The sequence below is a fragment of the Myxococcus virescens genome, assembly GCF_900101905.1.
GTDB lineage: Bacteria > Myxococcota > Myxococcia > Myxococcales > Myxococcaceae > Myxococcus > Myxococcus virescens.
Genome location: NZ_FNAJ01000001.1, coordinates 849,171 through 867,861 on the forward strand (window position 1 = coordinate 849,171; position 18,691 = coordinate 867,861).

Here is an 18,691-nt window from a genome sequence, read left to right on the forward strand (position 1 = left end):
GTGATTGTCCATGCGTCCGTCGCCAGCATGGACGCATGCTCATCCTCGGACTCGGGTTGATGGCAGTAGGCGTGCTGGGGGCGTCGCTCGACGCCCCCGTCACGTCAGTCACGGTCTACAGCGACCAGGCGCAGGTGGTTCGCTCCGGCAGCCTCACGGTTTCCGGCTCGCGGCGGGTGACGTTTCCCCGGCTGCCCAAGAACGTGGATACGGACTCCATCCGCGTCGAAGCCGAAGGCGCGGAGGTGTCCCACGTCGACGTGCGCATCGTGAAGGGAGAGTCCTTCTCCCATGACGAAGCCCGGAAGCTCATCGCGAGGCTGGAAGACGTCGACGTCGCGCTCGCGCGCATCGCCGCGGAGCGCAATGTCCATCACATCCAGATTGAAGCGCTCCGGCGTATTCGCCCCACGGTGCCGGGCGATGGCGAGGCGGCACGGGCTCAGACGAGCCCCTCCAACTGGAGCACCGCCGCGGCCTTCCTCGTGGACAACATCGCGCGGCTCGACGCTCGGATGCGAGAACTGGAGGCACAATCCGAGACGCTCAAGAAGGAACAGCAGCAGCACAAGGAGCGCGCCTCGACGTTGGGCAAGACGTTTGGCGAACCGGGGGTCGAGGTGGGCGCCACGCTCACGGGCAACGGCGCCACGAAGGTGACGTTGACGTACCTCACCACCGGTGCCCGCTGGTATCCCCGATATGAGTTGCAGCTCCAACCCGAGTCGCAACGGATGCAGATGGCCTTTTACGGCCGCGTCAGCCAGGAGACGGGTGAGGACTGGGAGGGCGCGCGGCTCACGCTCAGCACCGCCCTGCCCTCCAATGCCACCGCGATGCCGAAGCTCAGCACCTGGAAGCTGGGCGTCCGGGAGCGCTTCATTCCCACGCCCCATCCCCATCAAGAGTCCATTCGGCCCGCGCAAGGCGCTCCGGACAGCCAGCCCAAGGTCACGGCATCGGCCGACCAAGCACTGCGCGCGCAGTTGCTATTGCTGGCTGGCGCGCAGGCCGGAGAGCAACCCGCGCCCACGCAGCCCCAAGCCCCCGAGCCTCCGCGGGAAAAGGGCCGGGGCACCATCCTGGGCACCGTCACCGACGCGCAGTCCCGAAAGCCGCTTGCAGATGTGGTCGTCATCGCGACGGCCCCCTCGCTCGAGGGGGATTACCTGACAGTGACCAACGCCAAGGGGGAGTACCTCATCTCCGGGATTCCCGCGGACCTCTACACCTTGCGGTTCGAACGCGAGGCGAACAAGCCCTATGCCCGCAGCCACATCCAACTCCGTCCGGCCCGTACGATCCGCGTCAACGTGGAATTGCTTTCCGATTCCCTGCGCGAAACCATCGGAATCAATGGCCGCGGGCCCATCATCGACGTCGGTTCCACCATGGCGGGCGTCAATATTGACGTGGGGTTCGCCCACAAGGATTCCATCCCGCAGGACGTGGGACTGAGCCCACCGCCAGCCTGGCGGCCCCCCACGTTCAACCCGGAGTCGCCCGTCGCCGTCGCGGGGGGTTACAACCTCACCTTCACCTCGCGGCATCGGGAGACCCTTCTCAGCGGCAAGGGCGAGCGCAGTCTGCCCCTGGTCTCCGAGTCCTGGCCCGTGCAGGTGGAGCGACAGGTGTTCCCCGCGCTCTCGCAGAACGCATACCTCGTCGCGACCCTCAAAGGCCCCGCCCGGACCGTGCTTCCCGGCGGTGACGCGTCGCTCTTCGTGGGGACCGACCCGGCCGGCTCCGCGACGTTGGAGACGCTCGTCCCCGGCGGCACCTTCACCCTGCCGCTGGGCATCGACCGCGAGGTGCGCAGCGCCCGCAATGTGCGGCTCGTCGAGGCGGAGAAGGGCTTCATCTCCAAGGAAGAGGTGGGAACCTACGAAGTCACCATCGAGGTTCCCAATCCCTATCCCTTCCCGCTGGCAGTGCGCGTGATGGACCAACTCCCGCTCAACACCGACGGCAAGGTGGAGGTGGCGCTGGTCCGCGCCGTGCCCTCCGTTCAGCCCGACACGGGAACGGGGAAGCTCCAGTGGAACGTGACGGTGCCCCCGTCCAGCAAGTCCACCATCGCCTTCCAATACACCCTGAGCCGCCCCAAGGGCTGGCGTCTGTTCCAGAAGTAGCCCGAGGACCGCCCCATGCCTGCCCTGTCCCTGACGCTGTGGGCGCTCGTCGCGTCCGCCAAGGTGTCCACTGTCGTGGTGTACCCGGACCGTGCGCAAGTCACGCGCGAGCAGACCGTAACGTGCCGGGGTCCCACCAGCGCCCTCTTCGAAGCCGTCCCCCTGGCCGCCGCGCCCGACAGTCTGCGTGCCCGCGCCATGGGCGCCACCGTGGAAGGCCTCATCAGCGAGGAGTCCACGCGCGAGGAAGCCCATCGCGAGGAACGCGCCCGCCTGGAAGCCCGCCTGGACGCCATCCTCCGTGAGGAAAAGGCCCACAACGACGCGGTGGCACACGTGAGCGACCTGAGAACGCTCGCGAATGGCTATACGGATGTCGCCGTGGACCGCATCACCCGGGCACTGACGGCTTCAAAACCCGACCCACGTGCCTGGGCAGCCGCCCTCGATTCGGCCTTGGCCGTGCGGCAGCGAGCGATGACCGAGGACCTGGAGGCGAGCGCCAGGCTGCGTGCGCTCGAGAAACGGCGCTCCCAGGTGGAAGTCGAATTGGAGACGCTCCGGCTCGACGCGGAAAGAAAGGAACGCCGCGTGGAGGTGCGCCTGTCCTGCCCCGAGGGAACGCGGGCCCGCGTGGAGCTGACCTATCTGGTGGGCCAGGTTTCCTGGACACCTTCCTATGAGGCCCGCGCGAACGAGAGCACCCGGACGATGGAGTTGACGACGCTGGCCACGGTGCGCCAGGCCACCGGCGAGGATTGGACGGAGGCGAAGCTGGTGCTCTCCACGGCGCAGCCGCAACGGGACGCGACGCTTCCGGCAATCCGGCCCCTGACCGTGTTCGCGGAGGAACGGGCGAAAGAGCGCCGGGTGTTGGTGCGCCGCGACGAGCAGCCACAGCACGCCCACGCGGGAGGTACCGACACCACCGCGCGTTCGAAGGGACTCGAATCCGTACCACAGGGCCTGTCCGTGCAACTGGTGGCGCCGACCCCCGTGAGCATCCCTGGCGATGACAGCGCCGTGCGCGTGCAGGTGGCGCAGACCCGGCTCAAGGCCGCGTTCCACTGGCGCACCATCCCCAAGCTGTCCCCCGTCGTCTTCCGCGTGGCCCGCTTGAACAACGCCGCCGCGTTCCCGCTGCTGCCAGGGGATGTGGACCTCTATCGTGGCACGGGCTTCATCGGCCGCCAGCCCCTGGAGCACGTGGCGCAAGGTGCTCCCTTCGAGCTGACCTTCGGCGTGGAGGAAGGCCTGCGCGTGGAGCGCCGCGTGGTGGAGGAACTCCAACGCCCCAAGGGCCTGTTCAAGGACACGCAGCGGTTCCGGTACGCCTACCAGTTCACGGTGAACAACCTGCGCGCGCACCCGGAAGAGGTGGAGCTCTCCGAGCACTTCCCCGTGTCCGAGTTGGAGGACGTGAAGGTGGAGCTGGAACCCGAGACGACGGCCGGCTACACGCTCCAGTCCAACGACGGTATCGCGACCTGGAAGGTGAAGCTGGCCCCAGGCGAGAAGCGGACCGTGGACTTCGCCTTCCACGTCGACGCCCCCTCCCACTACGAAACGAAGGGGCTCTAGGGGCGTCGGGGCATCCTGCCCCTCTCCGGGGCAATCTGCCCCGCTCAGGGTGGGATACGGCACACGCGTCCCCGAGTGAGGCACCGCCCCGCCTCCGTTGGCACAGTGGATGCTTTGCGTGAGCCCAAGGAAGCACGGCCCGCCCGTCCCGACAGCCGGCGCGGGCCCGTGCGGCAAACGCCGCCTTCCTTGTTGCAGCACTCGCGGTACGTTGTGAGAACCCACCTCCGGTCCGTGCGCTCCCTCCCCCTCGAGGCGCACGGACCGGAGCAGCCTCTTTCGAACCGCCCGTGAGACTCGCCCGCAAGTTCACCCTCGCCCTCGTCCTGCTCGCCATCGCCGTCATGGCGGGCTTGCAGTACGTCCAGGTCCGCCGCGAGCTCGAGCGCTCCGCCCTGGACATGCAGCACGACCACCGGTTGCTCGGCCACACGCTCGCTGGCTCCATCGGCAAGGCGTGGCAGCTCGCCGGGGAGCGCGAGGCGCTCACCCTGCTCCATCAGGCCAACCGCTTCCAGGAGCAGGTCCACTTGCGCTGGGTGTGGCTCGATGGCGGCCCCGGCACCCCGGCCCTCACCGGCTTCCCGCCTCGCCTGCTCTCGACCCTGCTCCAGGGCAAGGACGGCTCCATGGTGGACCCCGCCGTGGACCCCGGCCTGCTTCATTCGTACACGCCGGTGCTCATCGGCAACCGGCTGGGCGCCATCGAAATCACCGAGTCGCTGGGCGAACAGCAGAAGTACGTCAACACCGTGGTCATGGGCACCTTCGCCGCCACCGCCGCCATGGCCATCGGCTTCATCGTAGCCGCCATGGCCATGGGCCGCCGGCTGGTGGGCGAGCCGGTGGACCAGCTCGTGTCCCTGGCCCACCGCATCGGCGAGGGAGACCTCACCGCCCGCGTGCCGCTCCCGCAGCGCCGCGGCGACGAGCTCACCACCCTGGCCGGCGCCATGAACCGCATGGGCGAGCAACTGGAGGAGACGCGCTCGCGCCTCGCCACGGAGACGGCCGCGCGCCTGTCCGCCGTGGACCACCTGCGTCACGCGGACCGGCTCACCACCGTGGGCAAGCTGGCCTCCGGCGTGGCGCATGAGCTGGGCACTCCGCTCAACGTCGTCATGGGCCGGGCGAAGATGATCTCCTCCGGCGAGGCGGAGGGCGAGGAAGTGGGCGAGTGCGCGCAAATCATCTCGCAGCAGGCCCAGCACATGACGGCCATCATCCGTCAGCTCCTCGACTTCGCGCGGCGGAGGAAGCCGCACCGCGCGCCGGAAGACGTGCTGGGCCTGGTCGAACGCACCCTGTCGCTGCTGCGCTCCATGGCGGCGCGAAACAGCGTCACGCTGGAGACGGACATCCCCGAAGGACTCACGGTGGAGGTGGACGCGGGCCAGGTGCAGCAGGTGCTCACCAACCTGGTGATGAACGGCGTGCAGGCCATGAAGCAGCCGGGCACGGTGCGCGTGCGCGCGGCCCACACCCGGAGCACCCCGCCCCCGGACGTGGGCGGACCCGAGGCGGACTACGTGCGCCTGGACGTGGAGGACGAGGGCCAGGGAATTCCCGAGGACGTGCTGGCCCATCTCTTCGAGCCCTTCTTCACCACCAAGGACGTGGGAGAGGGCACCGGACTGGGCCTGTCTGTCTCCTATGGGCTCATGCTGGAGCATGGCGGCTGGATTGCCGTGCGCAGCGAGCCCGGACGCGGTAGCTGCTTCTCCATCTACCTGCCAAGGGGTGAAGACACATGCCAGGCCGCGTCCTAGTCGTCGAGGACGAGCGCGAGATGCGCGCGATGTTGGAGAAGGGGCTCACGCGCCGGGGCTTCACGCCCGTGGCGCTCCCGTCAGCGGACGAGGCCCTGGTGCGGCTGGCCGCCGAGGACTTCGACGTGGTGCTCACCGACCTGCGCATGCCCGGCATGGACGGGCTGGCGCTGTGCGAGCGCATCGCCCTCAACCGCCCGGACATCCCCGTGGTGGTGGTGACGGCCTTCGGCAGCCTGGAGACGGCGGTGGCCGCCATCCGCGCCGGCGCGTACGACTTCGTCACCAAGCCCATCGACGTGGACGCGCTGGTCCTGGTGCTGGAGCGCGCCGTGCAGCACCGCGCCCTGCGTGAAGAGGTGCGCAGGCTGCGCCAGGAGCTGGGCCGGCGCGAGGACAGCGGCACCGTGGTGGGTGAGAGCCCCGCCATGAAGCAGGCCTACGCGCTCATCGACCGCGTGGCGGACCTGGACTCCACGGTGCTGATTACCGGCGAGAGCGGCACCGGCAAGGAGGTGGCGGCCCGGGCCGTCCACACGCGCGGGCGCCGCAAGGACGGGCCCTTCGTCGCCATCAACTGCGCGGCCATGCCGGAGGCCCTGCTGGAGAGCGAGCTGTTCGGCCACGCCAAGGGCGCCTTCACCGACGCCAAGGCCGCCCGCACCGGTCTGTTCGTCCAGGCCAACGGGGGCACCCTCTTCCTGGACGAGGTGGGCGAGCTGCCGCTCACCCTCCAGCCCAAGCTGCTGCGCGCCCTGCAGGAGCGCACGGTGCGCCCGGTGGGCGGCGACACGGAGGTGCCCTTCGACGCGCGCATCGTCGCCGCCACCAACCGGGATTTGGAGCTGGCCGTGGAGGAGGACCGCTTCCGCGAGGACCTCTACTACCGGCTCAACGTCATCGGCGTGGAGCTGCCGCCGCTGCGCGCGCGCGGCAACGACGTGCTGGCCCTGTCCCAGCGCTTCATCGAGCAGTTCGCCTCGCGCACCGGGAAGCGGGTGCTGGGCCTGTCCCCCGGGGCGGCCCAGCGGCTGCTCGCCTATGGCTGGCCGGGCAACGTGCGTGAGCTGCAGAACTGCCTGGAGCGCGCGGTGGCGCTCACCTCCTTCGAGGAAATCACCGTGGACGACCTGCCCGAGCGCGTCCGCAACTACAGCCAGCCGCGCGTGGTGCCGGAGACGCAGGACGCCTCGGAGCTGGTGACGCTGGAGCAGTTGGAGCGGCGCTACATCCACCGCGTGCTGGAGGCGGTGGGCGGAAGCCGCACGCTGGCGGCACGCATCCTCGGGGTGGACCGCAAGACGCTGTACCGCAAGCTGGAGCGCGACGACGACACGCGCAAGGCCTGACGTCAGTCCACCACGTCCAGACGCACCTCGAAGAGGCGGGGCCACAGCTTGCCCGTCATGAAGATGCGGCCCGAGCCCGGCTCCACGGCGATGCCGTTGAGCACCGCCTCGGGGTTGGTCACCTGCCCCGCCACCGCGCGCGTCAGCGCCGACGCGTCGATGACGCCCACCACCGTGCCCGTGGCGGGGTCGATCTCCAGCACGTCCGAGCTGTGCCAGATGTTGGCGTAGATGACGCCGTTGGCGCACTCCAGCTCGTTGATGAGCTCCACGGGCTGGCCGCGCAGCTTCACCTGCACCGCGCCCACCAGGGCGAAGCCGTCGGGCTCGTGGAAGGTGAGCATGGTGCCGCCATCGCTGCGCACCAGCTTCCCGTTCCAGTAGCAGAGGCCCCAGCCCTCCCCCGAATAGCGCGTGGTCCGCTCGCGCCGCGGCGGCATGCCGCTCCAGGTGAAGAGCAGGCCTTCGGTCCAGGTGAGCTGGTACAGGCGCTCACCGTCGCTGGCCAGGCCCTCCGCGAAGATGTTCCCCAGGCGCTCCATCCACACCGGCTGCGCGCTCTCCAGCGACAGCTGCCGCAGCGTCCCCTGGTGCCCGGTGCTCTCGAAGAGGTGCCCCTGGTGGAACACCAGCCCCTGAGTGAAGGCATTCGTCGCGTGGGGGTACTCACGGATGATGTGCGCCACGCGCCGCACGGGTTCCTGCACGCCGCCTCCCGCATCCGGCACCGGCCGGTTCGTGGGGCTGCAATGACACGCCGCGCCCAGCGCGAGCAAGGACAGCAGCGAGGATGGAATCCGCATGAGACGCCTCGAGTGAAGCGGTTCGTGCGACGCCCACCGCCCCGCGCGAGCCTGGACCCAGGCCCGTCAGGGTGCAAGCACCCGCCCCACCGCGTCCATCGGATTCAACGCCGGGCCCGCGACACTGAGCGAACAGTCGGGGCACGCGCGCCGTGAAGGCTCAGCGCGGCGGCGGTATCAGCATCTCCACCGCCTCGCACAAATCCTCCATGGCGAAGGGCTTGTTGAGCACACGCGCCGCGCCGAGCAGCTCCGCTTCCTGGTGGAGCTGCGCATCGCCGAAGGCGGTGATGAGGATGACGGGCGTCGTCCAGCCCTCGCGGCGCAGGCGGGCCAGCACCTCGATGCCCGAGAAGCCGGGCATGCGCACATCGGTGACGATGAGGTCGGGGACCTGCGTCTGCTGCGCGAGCAGTCCGTCCACCAGCGCCTTGACCAGTCCCGGGCCGTCCGGCGCCTCCACGACGTCATACCCGCGCCGGGACAGCGCCCGCCGCAGCAGGCTGCGCATCTCGGGTTGGTCCTCCCCCAGGAGGATGCGCGGAGCGCTGCGGCGCGACACCCACTCACGCGTCGACAGCGGCCACTCCCGCACCTCGTCGCTGACCGCCGTGAATTCGTCTGGCCCCATCAATGGCTGCTCCTTGTGGTGTGGTGGGCACGCCCGGCACCTGGGCCCCTCCCTCGCTTCGGGACGGGGCGGAGCCGGGCGCCCAACGCATGAGCATCCGCCGTGCCACGCCGTGGCCCCGGAGCGTTGGCCCCTGCCCGCCCGCCAGCCGGCCCGCGAGGGCTCGCTCGCCTCCCATGCCTGGGCCGCCAGGAGCCCCATCTCTGTCGCCCATATAAGGAGGTGCTCCGCTTCTGGGACAGGCGCGGCACACCCGGACAGCGCGCTGGCCTGGCGCGGGACGCTCCTGACAGGCTCCACACCCGCTGTATGGCCCGCTGGCGCCCCAGAAACGGGGGCGGGGCACGTTGCCTCGGGGAGAAATGCCCCAAGCCGGGGCAGTTTGCCCCGGGATGAGGGGGCACCTGGGGCACGCACGGGCCGTGGCTCCGAGGCATTCCGAGGGCGAGGAGCGTTGGCCCGCCAACTGCAATGCCTCCCAACATCGGTTCGGGCGCGGGGCTCACGCAAGAAACCCCATGGCGATGACCGCTGCTGACGTCGGGGGACAGTCGGCCGCAGGGCATCACCTTCCACCCCTCCAAGGTGGGACCTTTCTCGCGCAGGCCCCTCGCCTGGACCGGCATTTTCCCTCTCGATTGGAGAACGAACGATGGCCTGCTCGCTCCCCTCCCGCCGCTTCCTCAGTGCGCTGGTCCTTCTTCCCGCCGCCACGCTTGGCGCCTGTGGCCAAGCCATCAACTCCGCGTCCGCGGCGTCGCCCGCTCCCACCGCCCAGGTCGCCGCCGCTGTTCCGGCGCAGGCGGCGCCGCCCATCCAGAAGGCGCTCTTCAATCCGGCCGTGGCCGGAAGCCAGGGCGGCATCACCTCGCTGGCGCCGCTGGTGGACGCGGTGAAGGGCGCGGTGGTCAACGTGGAGGTGCGCGCGCGGCCCCGCAGGTCAGCCGCCATGCAGCGCCTGCCACCCGGCATCGCGGAGCGCTTCGGCCTGCCGCCCGGGTTCGGCGGGGAAGGCAACGGCCCGGCGCGACAGGGCGCGGGCTCCGGCTTCATCATCGACGCCTCGGGCATCGTCCTCACCAACAACCACGTGGTGGAGGACGCCGACCAGGTGCGCGTGAAGCTGGATGACGGACGCGCCTTCGACGCGGAGGTGATGGGCCGCGACCCGCTCACCGACGTGGCCCTGCTGAAGCTGAAGGGGGCGCCGGGCAACCTGCCGGCGGTGCCGCTGGGGGACTCGGACGCGCTGCGCGTGGGCGACGCCGTCATGGCCATTGGCAATCCCTTCGGCCTGGCGTCCAGCGTGAGCGCGGGCATCCTCTCCGCGCGGGCCCGCGACATCCAGGCGGGCCCCTATGACGAATTCCTCCAGACGGACGCCGCCATCAACCCCGGCAACTCCGGCGGGCCGCTCTTCAACATGCAGGGCGAGGTGGTGGGCATGAACACCGCCATCGTCGGCGGCGCCACGGGCATCGGCTTCGCGGTGCCCAGCAAGCTCATCCAGGCGCTGCTCCCGCAGCTCAAGGAGACGGGCGTGGTGCGTCGCGGCTGGCTGGGCCTGGCCGTACAGGACCTCACGCCGGACCTGGCGCGGGCGCTGGGCCTGGAAGCGATGAAGGGCGCGGTGGTGGCGGGCGTCAACCGCGGCAGCCCTGGCGAGCGCGCCGGCCTGCGCGAGGAGGACGTCATCACCTCCGTGAACGGCAAGCCGGTGGACTCCGCGGGCGGGCTGACGCGCGCCGTGGCCCTGCTCCAGCCCGACAGCCGCGTGAAGGTAGACGTGCTGCGCGGTGGCAAGGCGCAGTCGCTGGATGTCACCCTGGGCACGCGGCCCGCGCAGAATGGCGAGCAAGAGGTGCTTCCGCGCAACGCGTCCGCCTCCGCGCCGCGGCGGCTGGGCGTGCAGCTGTCGGACACACGGGACGGCGGCGCGCAGGTGGTCGCCGTGGAGCCGGGCAGCCCCGCCGAGCGTGGGGGACTGGTGCCAGGCATGGTGCTGGTCCAGGTGGGCGACCAGAAAATCGCCAGCGCGTCGGACGCCGCCCAGGCACTGACGGCCGCGAAGCCCGGCGCCGCGCTGCTCCTGCGCGTGCGCATGCCGGGTTCGGAGTCCACGCTGCTGCGCGCGGTGGAAGTCCCGGAGCGCTGAACACGGTGGTGGGAAACCCTGGACCCCCGGGATGGTACGTAGACGACCCCGGGGGTTCTGAAACCGGAGGACACCTGACGTAGAGTCCCCTCCGTGCCGCGATGCCAGACATGCGGACGGCGCTGGGAAGGCTCTCATGCGCCGTGCCCGCCAGGACCGCCTCCTCCGGGAGACACGCCCTCGCCGTCCCCTGTGCCCGCTGTTCCGGGCTACCAGGTGGACGGCGTCTTCGCGCGAGGAGGCTTCGGCGTGCTGCTGGGCGCCCAGCGCGAAGCGGACGGCCTGCGCGTGGCCATCAAGGTGGCCCGTGGAAGCAACTGGCTGGGCCGCGCCCAGCTCGCCCGTGAGTCGGAGGCCCTGCGCGTGCTCGGGCCGCCCACGGTGCCCGCGCTCTACGAGGCGGGCGCCCTGACGGGTGGCGCGCGCTTCCTGGCCATGGAGTACGTGCCGCTCCCCACCCTGGCGGACCGGCTGGCTCGCGCCGCGGGACCGCTGCCCCCCGACGAGCTGGCGCCTCGCGCGCTGGCCGTGGTGGACACGGTGGCCCAGGTCCACGCCCACGGGCTCGCCCACTGCGACCTCAAGCCGGAGCACCTCTTCGTCGATGAAGCGACGGGCCGCGTGCGCGTCTTCGACTTCGGCCTGGTGCGAGGCGCCACCACGGAGAGCGCCTCGCAACCCAGCGATGCCTCCACGCCCAGTGACGCGTCTGGCTTCGCCGGCACCGCGGAGTACATGGCCCCCGAGCAATGTGCGGGCAACGCGGACATCTCCACTCGCACGGACGTGTACGCGCTGGGCGTCCTCCTCTACGAGATGCTCACCGGACGGCCGCCCTTCTTCGGTCCCACCCCGGACGTGCTCCAGGCCCACCTGTCGCTGCGCCCGCCGCCCCCGTCCGACTTCGCGCCCGTGCCGCCCGCGGTGGAGGAGGTGGTGCTGCGCTGTCTGGCGAAGGAGCCCGCCCGCCGTCCGGAGAACGCCGCCGCGCTGGGCAGCGCGCTGCGCGAGGCCTTCGAGCACGCCCTCCGCGCCACCGAGCCCGCGACGCCCCGGCCCGCGGCGCCGGGCGAGCCGCGCCCCGCGCAGGTGCGCCGCTCCGTCGCCATCCTGTTCCTCACCTCGCGCGCCAACCCCGTGTCGCTCCAGAAGGCCCTGGCCTCCTATGGCGGTCACCTGGCCTTCTCCGACGCCCAGCGCGTCGCCGCCGTCTTCGACCCGGACGCGGGGGAGAACCCGGTGCGCCGCGCCATGCGCGCCGCGGAAGGACTGGCGGAGCGGGGCCTGTCGCCCAACGGCCTCGTGGACGTGTCCGCCGTCACCGTGCAGCGCCGCCCCACCGGCGCGCCGCGCTACCTGGGCGCCATCCTGTCCCGCGAGGACCGCTATCCCAGCGGGCCCGAGGCCCATGGCCTCCTGCTGTCTCCCGCCGCCGCCGAGGCCGTGCCCGAGGTGCCCTGCATGGAGGTGCCGGAGCTGCGGGGCCTGTTGCGCCCCGCGCCGCCGGGCGCCGCGCCCCGTCCGGACATCACCGTCCTCCAACTCGGCAGCGAGGTGCTGGTGGGCCGCGAGGCGGAGCTGGCCGAGCTGCTGGAGAGTGCGCGCTCCGCGGTGGGCGGCGCCACGCCCACCATCGTCACCGTCTTGAGCGAGCGAGGCCTGGGCAAGAGCCACCTGGCCGCGACCCTCGCCCGCCGTCTGCAACTGCTGCTGCCCCACGCGCGGGTGTACAGCTCGCGCTCCCGGGAGCCGGTGCAGGGCGACCCCGACGGCACCCTGCGCACGCTGCTGCGGTGCGCCCTCAACGCCTTCGAGCGCGACGACACGGACACGGAGCAGCAGACACGCGCCGCCATCCTCCAGCGCCTGGGCCCCACGCTGGGCACCGAGCTGTGGCCCGGCGTGGCCGCCACGCTGGGTTGGTACACGCCCGGGGGTCCGGAGCTCCAGAGCTGGGCCGCCGCGCCCGGTGCGCTTCGCTCGCTGGCCATGCGCGCCGCCGGTGAGCTGCTGGCCGCCAATGCCCGCGAGCGTCCGCTGTGCCTCGTCCTGGACGACGCGCACTTCGCGGAGGAGACGGCGCTGGACGCGCTGGAGTACGCCTGCCTCGCCGAGGCCAGCGTCCCGCTGTGGGTGTGCGTGCTGGCGCGCCCGGGCTTCGAGAAGAGCCGTCCCACGTGGGGCACTCGCGCCGCGAAGCAGGCCACGTTGGCCCTGCCGGTGCTGGCGGCCGACCAGGCACAGACGCTGTGCCGCCTGCTGCTCAAGCCGGTGGAGAACGTGCCCGCGCAAGCGGTGGAGCGCATCGTCGAGCGCGCGCAATACGTCCCCCTCTATCTGGTGGAGCTGGTGCGCGGCCTCAAGCGCCAGGGCCTGGTGCGCCAGCGCGCGCCGGGCGGGAGCTGGTACCTCGTCACAGACGGGCTGGAGAAGGTGCCCGAGCTGCGGCTCGTGGAGTGGCTGGCGGACCGCGAGCTGGGCGCGCTGCCACCATCGCTGGCCGCGCACGCGCGCCTGTGCGCGATGCTGGGCACGGACTTCACCGCGGCCACGGCCGAAGGCGTGGTGCGCGAGCTGGAGCGCGAAGGCGCCGCGGGCGGCTTCCCCCTGGACGCGGGCCACGCCACCAAGCGGCTCCTGGACTCCGGCCTGCTGGTGTCCCACCGCCACGATGGGTTGAGCTTCCGCAACGAGCTGCTGCGCGAGGCGGTGGCCTCCACCCTGCCCGCCGCCGAGCGCGAGCAGGTCCACCACGCCGCCTACCGCTACTTCCTCAGCGCGGCCGGCGCCGGTGAGCGCCAGCGCCTGCCTCGCCTGGCCTTGCACGCGGCCGCCGCCGGGCGCCGCGACGAGGCCGCCGCGCTCTCCATCGACCTGGCCGAGTCCGCCCGGGGCCGCCACGCGTTCCTCGACGCCGAGGCCATGTACACGCGGGCGCTGGAGCTGCTGGAGCCCACCGACGAGCTGCGCTGCCTCACCGCGCTGCGCGGCCGGGGCCTGATGCGCATCCGCATTGGCCGGTATGACGACTCGCTGGCGGACTTCGCCGCGGCCCGCGAGCGCGCCCGCCGGCTGGGCCACACGCGCACGGAAGTGGAGCTGCTGCTGGACGAGGCCATGGCGCTGGACTGGGTGAACGACTACACGCGCAGCGAGGCCCGCGCGCTGGAGGCCCAGCAACTGGCGGCCACCGTGGCCTCGCCCTACGTGCAGGCGCGGCTGCTGCTGGCGCTGGGACGCGCCCAGTTCCGCAAGGGTGAGTGGCAGGAGGCGCGCATGCCCCTGGAGGCCGCCGCCGAGCGCGCGCGCCGCCTGGGCGACGCAGGCTATGAGACGCAAGTGGTGGCGCAGCTGCTGCTGGCCGTCATCCTTCCCAACCTGGGCGACATCGACGAGACGGAGCACGTGCTCACCGAGGTCATCACCGCCTGCACCGAGCGCGGTGACCACTTCCACCTGGGCAGCGCCATCAACAACCGGCGCAACTTGTGGGTGGCGCGCAAGGAGCTGACGCGGGCGCTGAAGGACCAGGAGCGCTTCATGCACCTGGGCCGCGAGCTGGGCATGGTGGGCTGGGAGTACTTCGCCGAGCACAACCTCGGTGAGCTGCACTACCAGGCCGGCGACGCCGACGCCGCGGCGCCCCACATCGCTCGCGCCATCGCGTTGGAGCGACGGCACCCGGAGGTGGCGTCACGCCCGTGGGCCCTGCTGCTCCAGGCGCGGGCCCTGGCCTGGATGGGTCGGCACACCCGTGCCCGCGAGGTGCTGGCCCAGGTGCGGCACGTGATGGCGGAAGGCCCGCCGGGCGTGGAGCTGAGCCCGTCGGAGGAGGTCCTCTTCTCCATGGTGGAGCTGGCCACCCGCGACGCCGCCCCCGAGGCGTGGTGGTCCCTGCGCGAGCGCTCCGCGCAGGTGTCCGTGGAGCAGGAGCCGCTGGAGGTCCTGGAGATGATGGGGCTGGCGGCGCTGCGCCGGGGCGACCGGGAAGAGGCCGCGCGCGTGCTGCGCGAGGCCCTGGAGCGCGCGCGGCACGTGCCCAACCTCATGGAGGGCCGCATCCGCCGCTCCCTGGAGAAGGTGCTCGAGTCTTCGCCGGCTACGTGAGGCCGAAGGCCATCAGCGCGGCGATGAGCACGCCCGCCAGCGACTCGCCCGCGATGGCGCCCGCCGCCAGCGTGGACGTGTCCCGGTCCGCCGCCTGGGGCCAGCGCCAACGCGCCGCCGCCAGTCCCAACGCGCCCAGGCACAACGTCACCGCGTAGTAGGCCGGCAGGATGAAGCCGATGCCCAGCGCCACCGGAAGCGGCAGCCACCGCGCCGCCCGGCCACGGGACGCGAAGGTGAGCAGCGCGCCCACGCCCACGGCCACGCAGGCCGCCAGCGCCGCGTGAGGCGGAAGCCCATCCAACCCTCGCACGGCCACCTCCGCCACCGCGCGAAACTGGTGGGCGAAGGGCGCGGGCAGCGCCTCCGAGCCCAGGCCATGCGTCCTGGACAGCAGCAGGTACACCGGCACGCCCACCACCGAGCCCGCCAGCACGCCCACGAGCTGCGCGGCGAGCTGGTGGCGCGCGGAGGCCCCCAGCAGGTGCCCCGCCTTGAGCGACCACATGCTGACGCCCGTCTGCGCGGCCGCGCCTGACACCACGGCGCCCGCGGCGACGTTGGGCGCCATGGCCCCCGGCAGCAGCGCGCCGAAGATGACCTGCGTCACCTGCCCCATCTGTGTCACCGGGGACACGTCCACCTGTCCGGCGCCGCGCGCGCACACCGCGCACAGGGGCAGCACCAGCACCAGCGCCAGCAGCATGTACGGCACGCTGAGGCCGAACAGCGCCGAGCCCACCACCACCGCCAGCACACACGCCGCCAGGCCCGCGCCCAACGCCCAGGACGGCACCGCCGCGCCCCGCCCCAGGCTGCTCACGTCACGCGCCGCGCTCAGGAAGTCGCGCGCCTGCGCGAGCAGCGCCGCCAGGGCCGAGCCCACCATCAACCCCACGCCCGGCCACGTGAGCCAGGCGGAGAGCGTCTCGTAGCGCGTGTCCGCCAGCACACCCGCGCCCGCGAGCCCCGGCGCCAGCACGCCCCACGCCACCGCCGCGCCCGCCAGCATGCTCAGGCCCAGGCGCGGCCCCGTCATCATTCCAATGGCCAGCAGCATGGGGCTCCACCCCACGCCCCACGTCAGCGACGCGGCGGGGAGCCCCGCCAACGTCCCGGGCATCGCCGTCATCCCTGGCAACCACTTGAGCGCATCCCGCGCGGCGGTGACCGCCACCGCCGCCACGCCCGCGCCCGCCAGCAGCCGCCCACGGCCCGCGCGGACCGTGTCGCCCGTGGACGCGTGCATCGCGGTAATCAGCTCCGCGGTGGCGATACCGGTGGGAAACGGCAACGCCTCCTGAGCCACCAGCCGGCGCCTGAGCAGATGCGCGGCGAGCACGCCCAACACCCCCAGCGCCACGCTCCACACCGCCACACCCCAGCCCGGGACGGTGGTACCCAGCAGCGTCAGCGCTGGCAACGCGCCCAGGAGGCCCGCCGCCGCCGGCATGGCCCCCACGGCCGCCGCCGCCGTCTGCGTGAGGTTGTTCTCCAACGGCGTATAGGGTACGCCGCGCCGGCGGGACACCGAGGCCAGGGCGCTGAAGCCCAGCACCGCGGCGGTGACGGAGCCGCTCTCCCACCAGCCCGTCTTCAGCCCCATGTACACGTTGGTGATGGCCAGCAGCCCACCAATGAGCAGGCCCATGCCCAGCGCGCGCGTCGTCAACTCCAGCGCCGCGGGGCGCTCCGTCACCAGGGACAGGGAGGGCGCGGGCGCGTCCTCCGAAGGGTCCGTTCCAGAGAGGCCACTCACCGGGTGGCTCATCGCCCCGCCTCGGCGGAGCGGCCCACGAGCTCGCGCAACTGCATCAGGTCCAGCGGCTTGGCAATCTTGGCGTTGGGCACGTCACGCAGGAAGGACACCGTGCGCGGCGTGAAGGCGCCACCCGTCATGAACACCATGCGTCCAGCCTGCTCCGGGGCGCAGCGGCCCAGCTCGTGGTACAGGTCCATGCCCGTCATCCCGGGCATCATCACATCACAGAGGATGAGGTCGAAACGGCCGCCGTCGCTCACCAGCCGCAGCGCGGCCTGGGCGCTGTTCGCGGTGGACACCTCGTGGTCCGCGGCCAGCGAGCGCTGGAGCGCCAGCGTCACGTTGGGCTCGTCATCCACCACCAGGATGCGCGCGCGCGCGTTGGCCTGCATGGTGGCGGACAGGCGCGGCAACACCTCCAGCTCACGCGTGGCGGCGCACAGCACCACGCGGAAGGTGCTGCCCCGGCCCGGCTCGCTCTCCGCCTGGATGGCGCCGCCCATGGATTCGATGATGCCGTGGCAGATGGACAGCCCCAGCCCCGTGCCCACGCCCACCGGCTTGGTGGTGAAGAACGGGTCGAAGATGCGGCCCAGCACCTCCTGGCCCATGCCCATGCCCGTGTCGCGGACCTCCACCACCACCCGGTCCTTCTCTCCGGCGCGGATGACCACGCGAATCTCGTGCTCCACGCCCGGCGTGCCCTCCTCCGGAATCGCCTGCGCCGCGTTGAGCAGCAGGTTGAGGAACACCTGGCACAGCCGCGACTCGCTGGCCTCCACCGGCGCCACCGGCTCGAACTCCGTCACCAGCCGCGCCCGGTGGCGGATGACGTTGTCCGCCATCTTGCACGCCAGCTCCACCGCCCGGCGCACGTCCACCGGCATCAGCCGCGTCTCCTGCTCACCGCGCGCGAAGACCTTCAGGTCGCGGACGATGGTGGCGATGCGCTCCGCGCCCTCCGCTGTCTCACGCACCAGCTGCTGCAACGACGCCACGGGCGCCGCGGGCGCCTGGCTCTCCAGCCGCTCCAGCCCTTCGCGGATGAGGTGCAGGTTGACGAGCATGTAGGCCAGCGGGTTGTTGATTTCGTGCGCCACGCCCGCGCCCAGCGTGCCCACCGACGCCAGCCGGTCCGCCACCACCAGGTGCGCTTGGAGCTGCTTCCGCTCCGTCGTGTCGCGGTGGACCATGATGTTGGCGATGGCGCGCCCCTCGCTGTCGCGCAACGGCACGACGACGGACTCACACCAGCAGGTGGTGCCGTCGCGGCGCTTGAACTCCAGCTCTCCGGACCAGCGCCCCTGCTTGTCCAGCCCGGTGAGAATCAGGCCGGTGAGCCGGTCGGGCTCATCCGGGTGGAGCACGCTGAAGAGCGTCTGGCCCAGCGCTTCCGACTTCTGCCGTCCGAACATGCGCTCGGCGCTGGAGTTCCAGTCGATGATGCCGCCGCCCAGGTCGGTAATCACCACGCCGTCGTAGATGCTCTCGAAGATGAGCGATTGGCGGTGCAGCTCCTGCTCGGCCAGCTTGCGCGCGGTGATGTCCATCACCGTGCCCGTCACCCGCGCCGGCGCGCCCGAGGCGTCACACAGCACGTCACCCTTGCAGGAAATCCACCGCCAGCCGCTCCCCTGCGGCTCGATGCGGTACTCCACGTCCACCTGCGTCTTCTTCTCCAGCGCGGCGCCCAGCACCTCGCTCACGCGCGGCAGGTCCGCTGGGTGCACCACCTCCGACAGCTCCATGGCGCGGCCGGACAGCTTCCCCACGGGAAGCCCCAGCAGCCGGTCCACCTGCTCGCTCCACGTCACCCGGCCGCTCTGCGCGTTCCAGTCCCAGATGCCCACGCGCGCGGCGGTCAGCGCCTGGCGAAGCTGCTCCTCCCGCTGCTCCAGGACCTCGCGCTTGGAGAAGCGGAACACGGTGACGGTGCCGATCTGCAGCCGGTCCCCTTCCATCAACTCGGCGGTGCTGACGGGCACGCCGTTGAGCAGCGTGCCGTTGGTGGAGTCCAGGTCGGTGACGTGGCAGGCACCGTCGCCCGCACGAACGACGCGCGCGTGCTTGCGCGACACCCCGTGGTCGTCGATGCGCACGGTGACGTCGGAACCGCGGCCGATGATGTGCTCGCCCTGGTCCAGGCGGTAGGCCTTGCCGATGGCTGCCGGCGTGGTGGTGCTGATGAGGATGAGGCAGGCTCCCGTGGAGGACGGTGGCGCCAAGGCAAGGCCCGCGCACGTCGTGAGTTCATCCAACGTCGTCATGTCGCAGCCCCCCGACGCTCGCCCGAAGCCCCCGCTCTCCCGCCATCCCCGCGCTCTCTCTCCGTGCGAAGTGTCACGCCCCCTGAATCCCATCAGTGCCAGGGCCCCTCCGTCCAATCCCCCCCGACTCCAGGG

Annotated in this window: 10 protein-coding genes; 6 read left to right on the top strand and 4 right to left on the bottom strand. The window is 71.7% G+C overall.

Features of this window, described 5'->3' with window-relative positions:
• Window positions 1-35 precede the first annotated feature (35 nt).
• The 4 genes from BLU09_RS03470 (at window position 36) to BLU09_RS03485 (ending at window position 6,831) form a co-directional block, all read left to right on the top strand.
• Window positions 36-2,132 (top strand): mucoidy inhibitor MuiA family protein, encoded by a 2,097-nt coding sequence (locus BLU09_RS03470; protein WP_090485347.1) that lies wholly within the window; start codon window positions 36-38, stop codon window positions 2,130-2,132.
• 15 nt (window positions 2,133-2,147) lie between these two features.
• Entirely contained in the window at window positions 2,148-3,713 is a 1,566-nt protein-coding gene (locus tag BLU09_RS03475; RefSeq protein WP_090485349.1) for a mucoidy inhibitor MuiA family protein, read from the top strand.
• 290 nt (window positions 3,714-4,003) lie between these two features.
• On the top strand, window positions 4,004-5,482 hold the full coding sequence (locus BLU09_RS03480) for a sensor histidine kinase (protein ID WP_090485352.1): 1,479 nt from the start codon (window positions 4,004-4,006) through the stop codon (window positions 5,480-5,482).
• Window positions 5,464-6,831: a sigma-54-dependent transcriptional regulator gene (locus BLU09_RS03485; RefSeq protein WP_090485355.1), complete on the top strand. Its 1,368-nt coding sequence runs from the start codon at window positions 5,464-5,466 to the stop codon at window positions 6,829-6,831. The genes BLU09_RS03480 and BLU09_RS03485 overlap by 19 nt, the downstream gene beginning before the upstream one ends.
• 2 nt (window positions 6,832-6,833) lie before the next feature.
• Here BLU09_RS03485 and BLU09_RS03490 read toward each other — a convergent pair whose 3' ends face one another.
• Window positions 6,834-7,634, bottom strand: coding sequence for a glutaminyl-peptide cyclotransferase (locus BLU09_RS03490; RefSeq protein ID WP_090485358.1), 801 nt, complete (start codon window positions 7,632-7,634; stop codon window positions 6,834-6,836).
• Between the two features lie 160 nt (window positions 7,635-7,794).
• Complete coding sequence (locus BLU09_RS03495) at window positions 7,795-8,265, bottom strand: response regulator (RefSeq protein WP_090485361.1); 471 nt, start codon at window positions 8,263-8,265, stop codon at window positions 7,795-7,797.
• Between the two features lie 652 nt (window positions 8,266-8,917).
• Here BLU09_RS03495 and BLU09_RS03500 point away from each other — a divergent pair.
• Both BLU09_RS03500 and BLU09_RS03505 read left to right on the top strand, forming a co-directional pair.
• Window positions 8,918-10,420, top strand: a complete 1,503-nt coding sequence (locus BLU09_RS03500) for a Do family serine endopeptidase (RefSeq protein ID WP_090485363.1) — start codon at window positions 8,918-8,920, stop codon at window positions 10,418-10,420.
• 93 nt (window positions 10,421-10,513) lie between these two features.
• A complete protein-coding gene (locus BLU09_RS03505; protein WP_090485367.1) occupies window positions 10,514-14,527 on the top strand; it encodes a serine/threonine-protein kinase in 4,014 nt (1,337 codons plus the stop codon).
• On the opposite strand, the gene BLU09_RS03510 is transcribed toward BLU09_RS03505, so the two are convergent.
• Complete coding sequence (locus BLU09_RS03510) at window positions 14,520-16,298, bottom strand: OPT/YSL family transporter (protein WP_090485369.1); 1,779 nt, start codon at window positions 16,296-16,298, stop codon at window positions 14,520-14,522. The two genes, BLU09_RS03505 and BLU09_RS03510, sit on opposite strands and share 8 nt — an antisense overlap.
• Entirely contained in the window at window positions 16,295-18,556 is a 2,262-nt protein-coding gene (locus tag BLU09_RS03515; protein ID WP_090485372.1) for a serine histidine kinase EspA, read from the bottom strand. Before BLU09_RS03515 ends, BLU09_RS03510 begins: the two co-directional genes overlap by 4 nt.
• Window positions 18,557-18,691 lie beyond the last annotated feature (135 nt).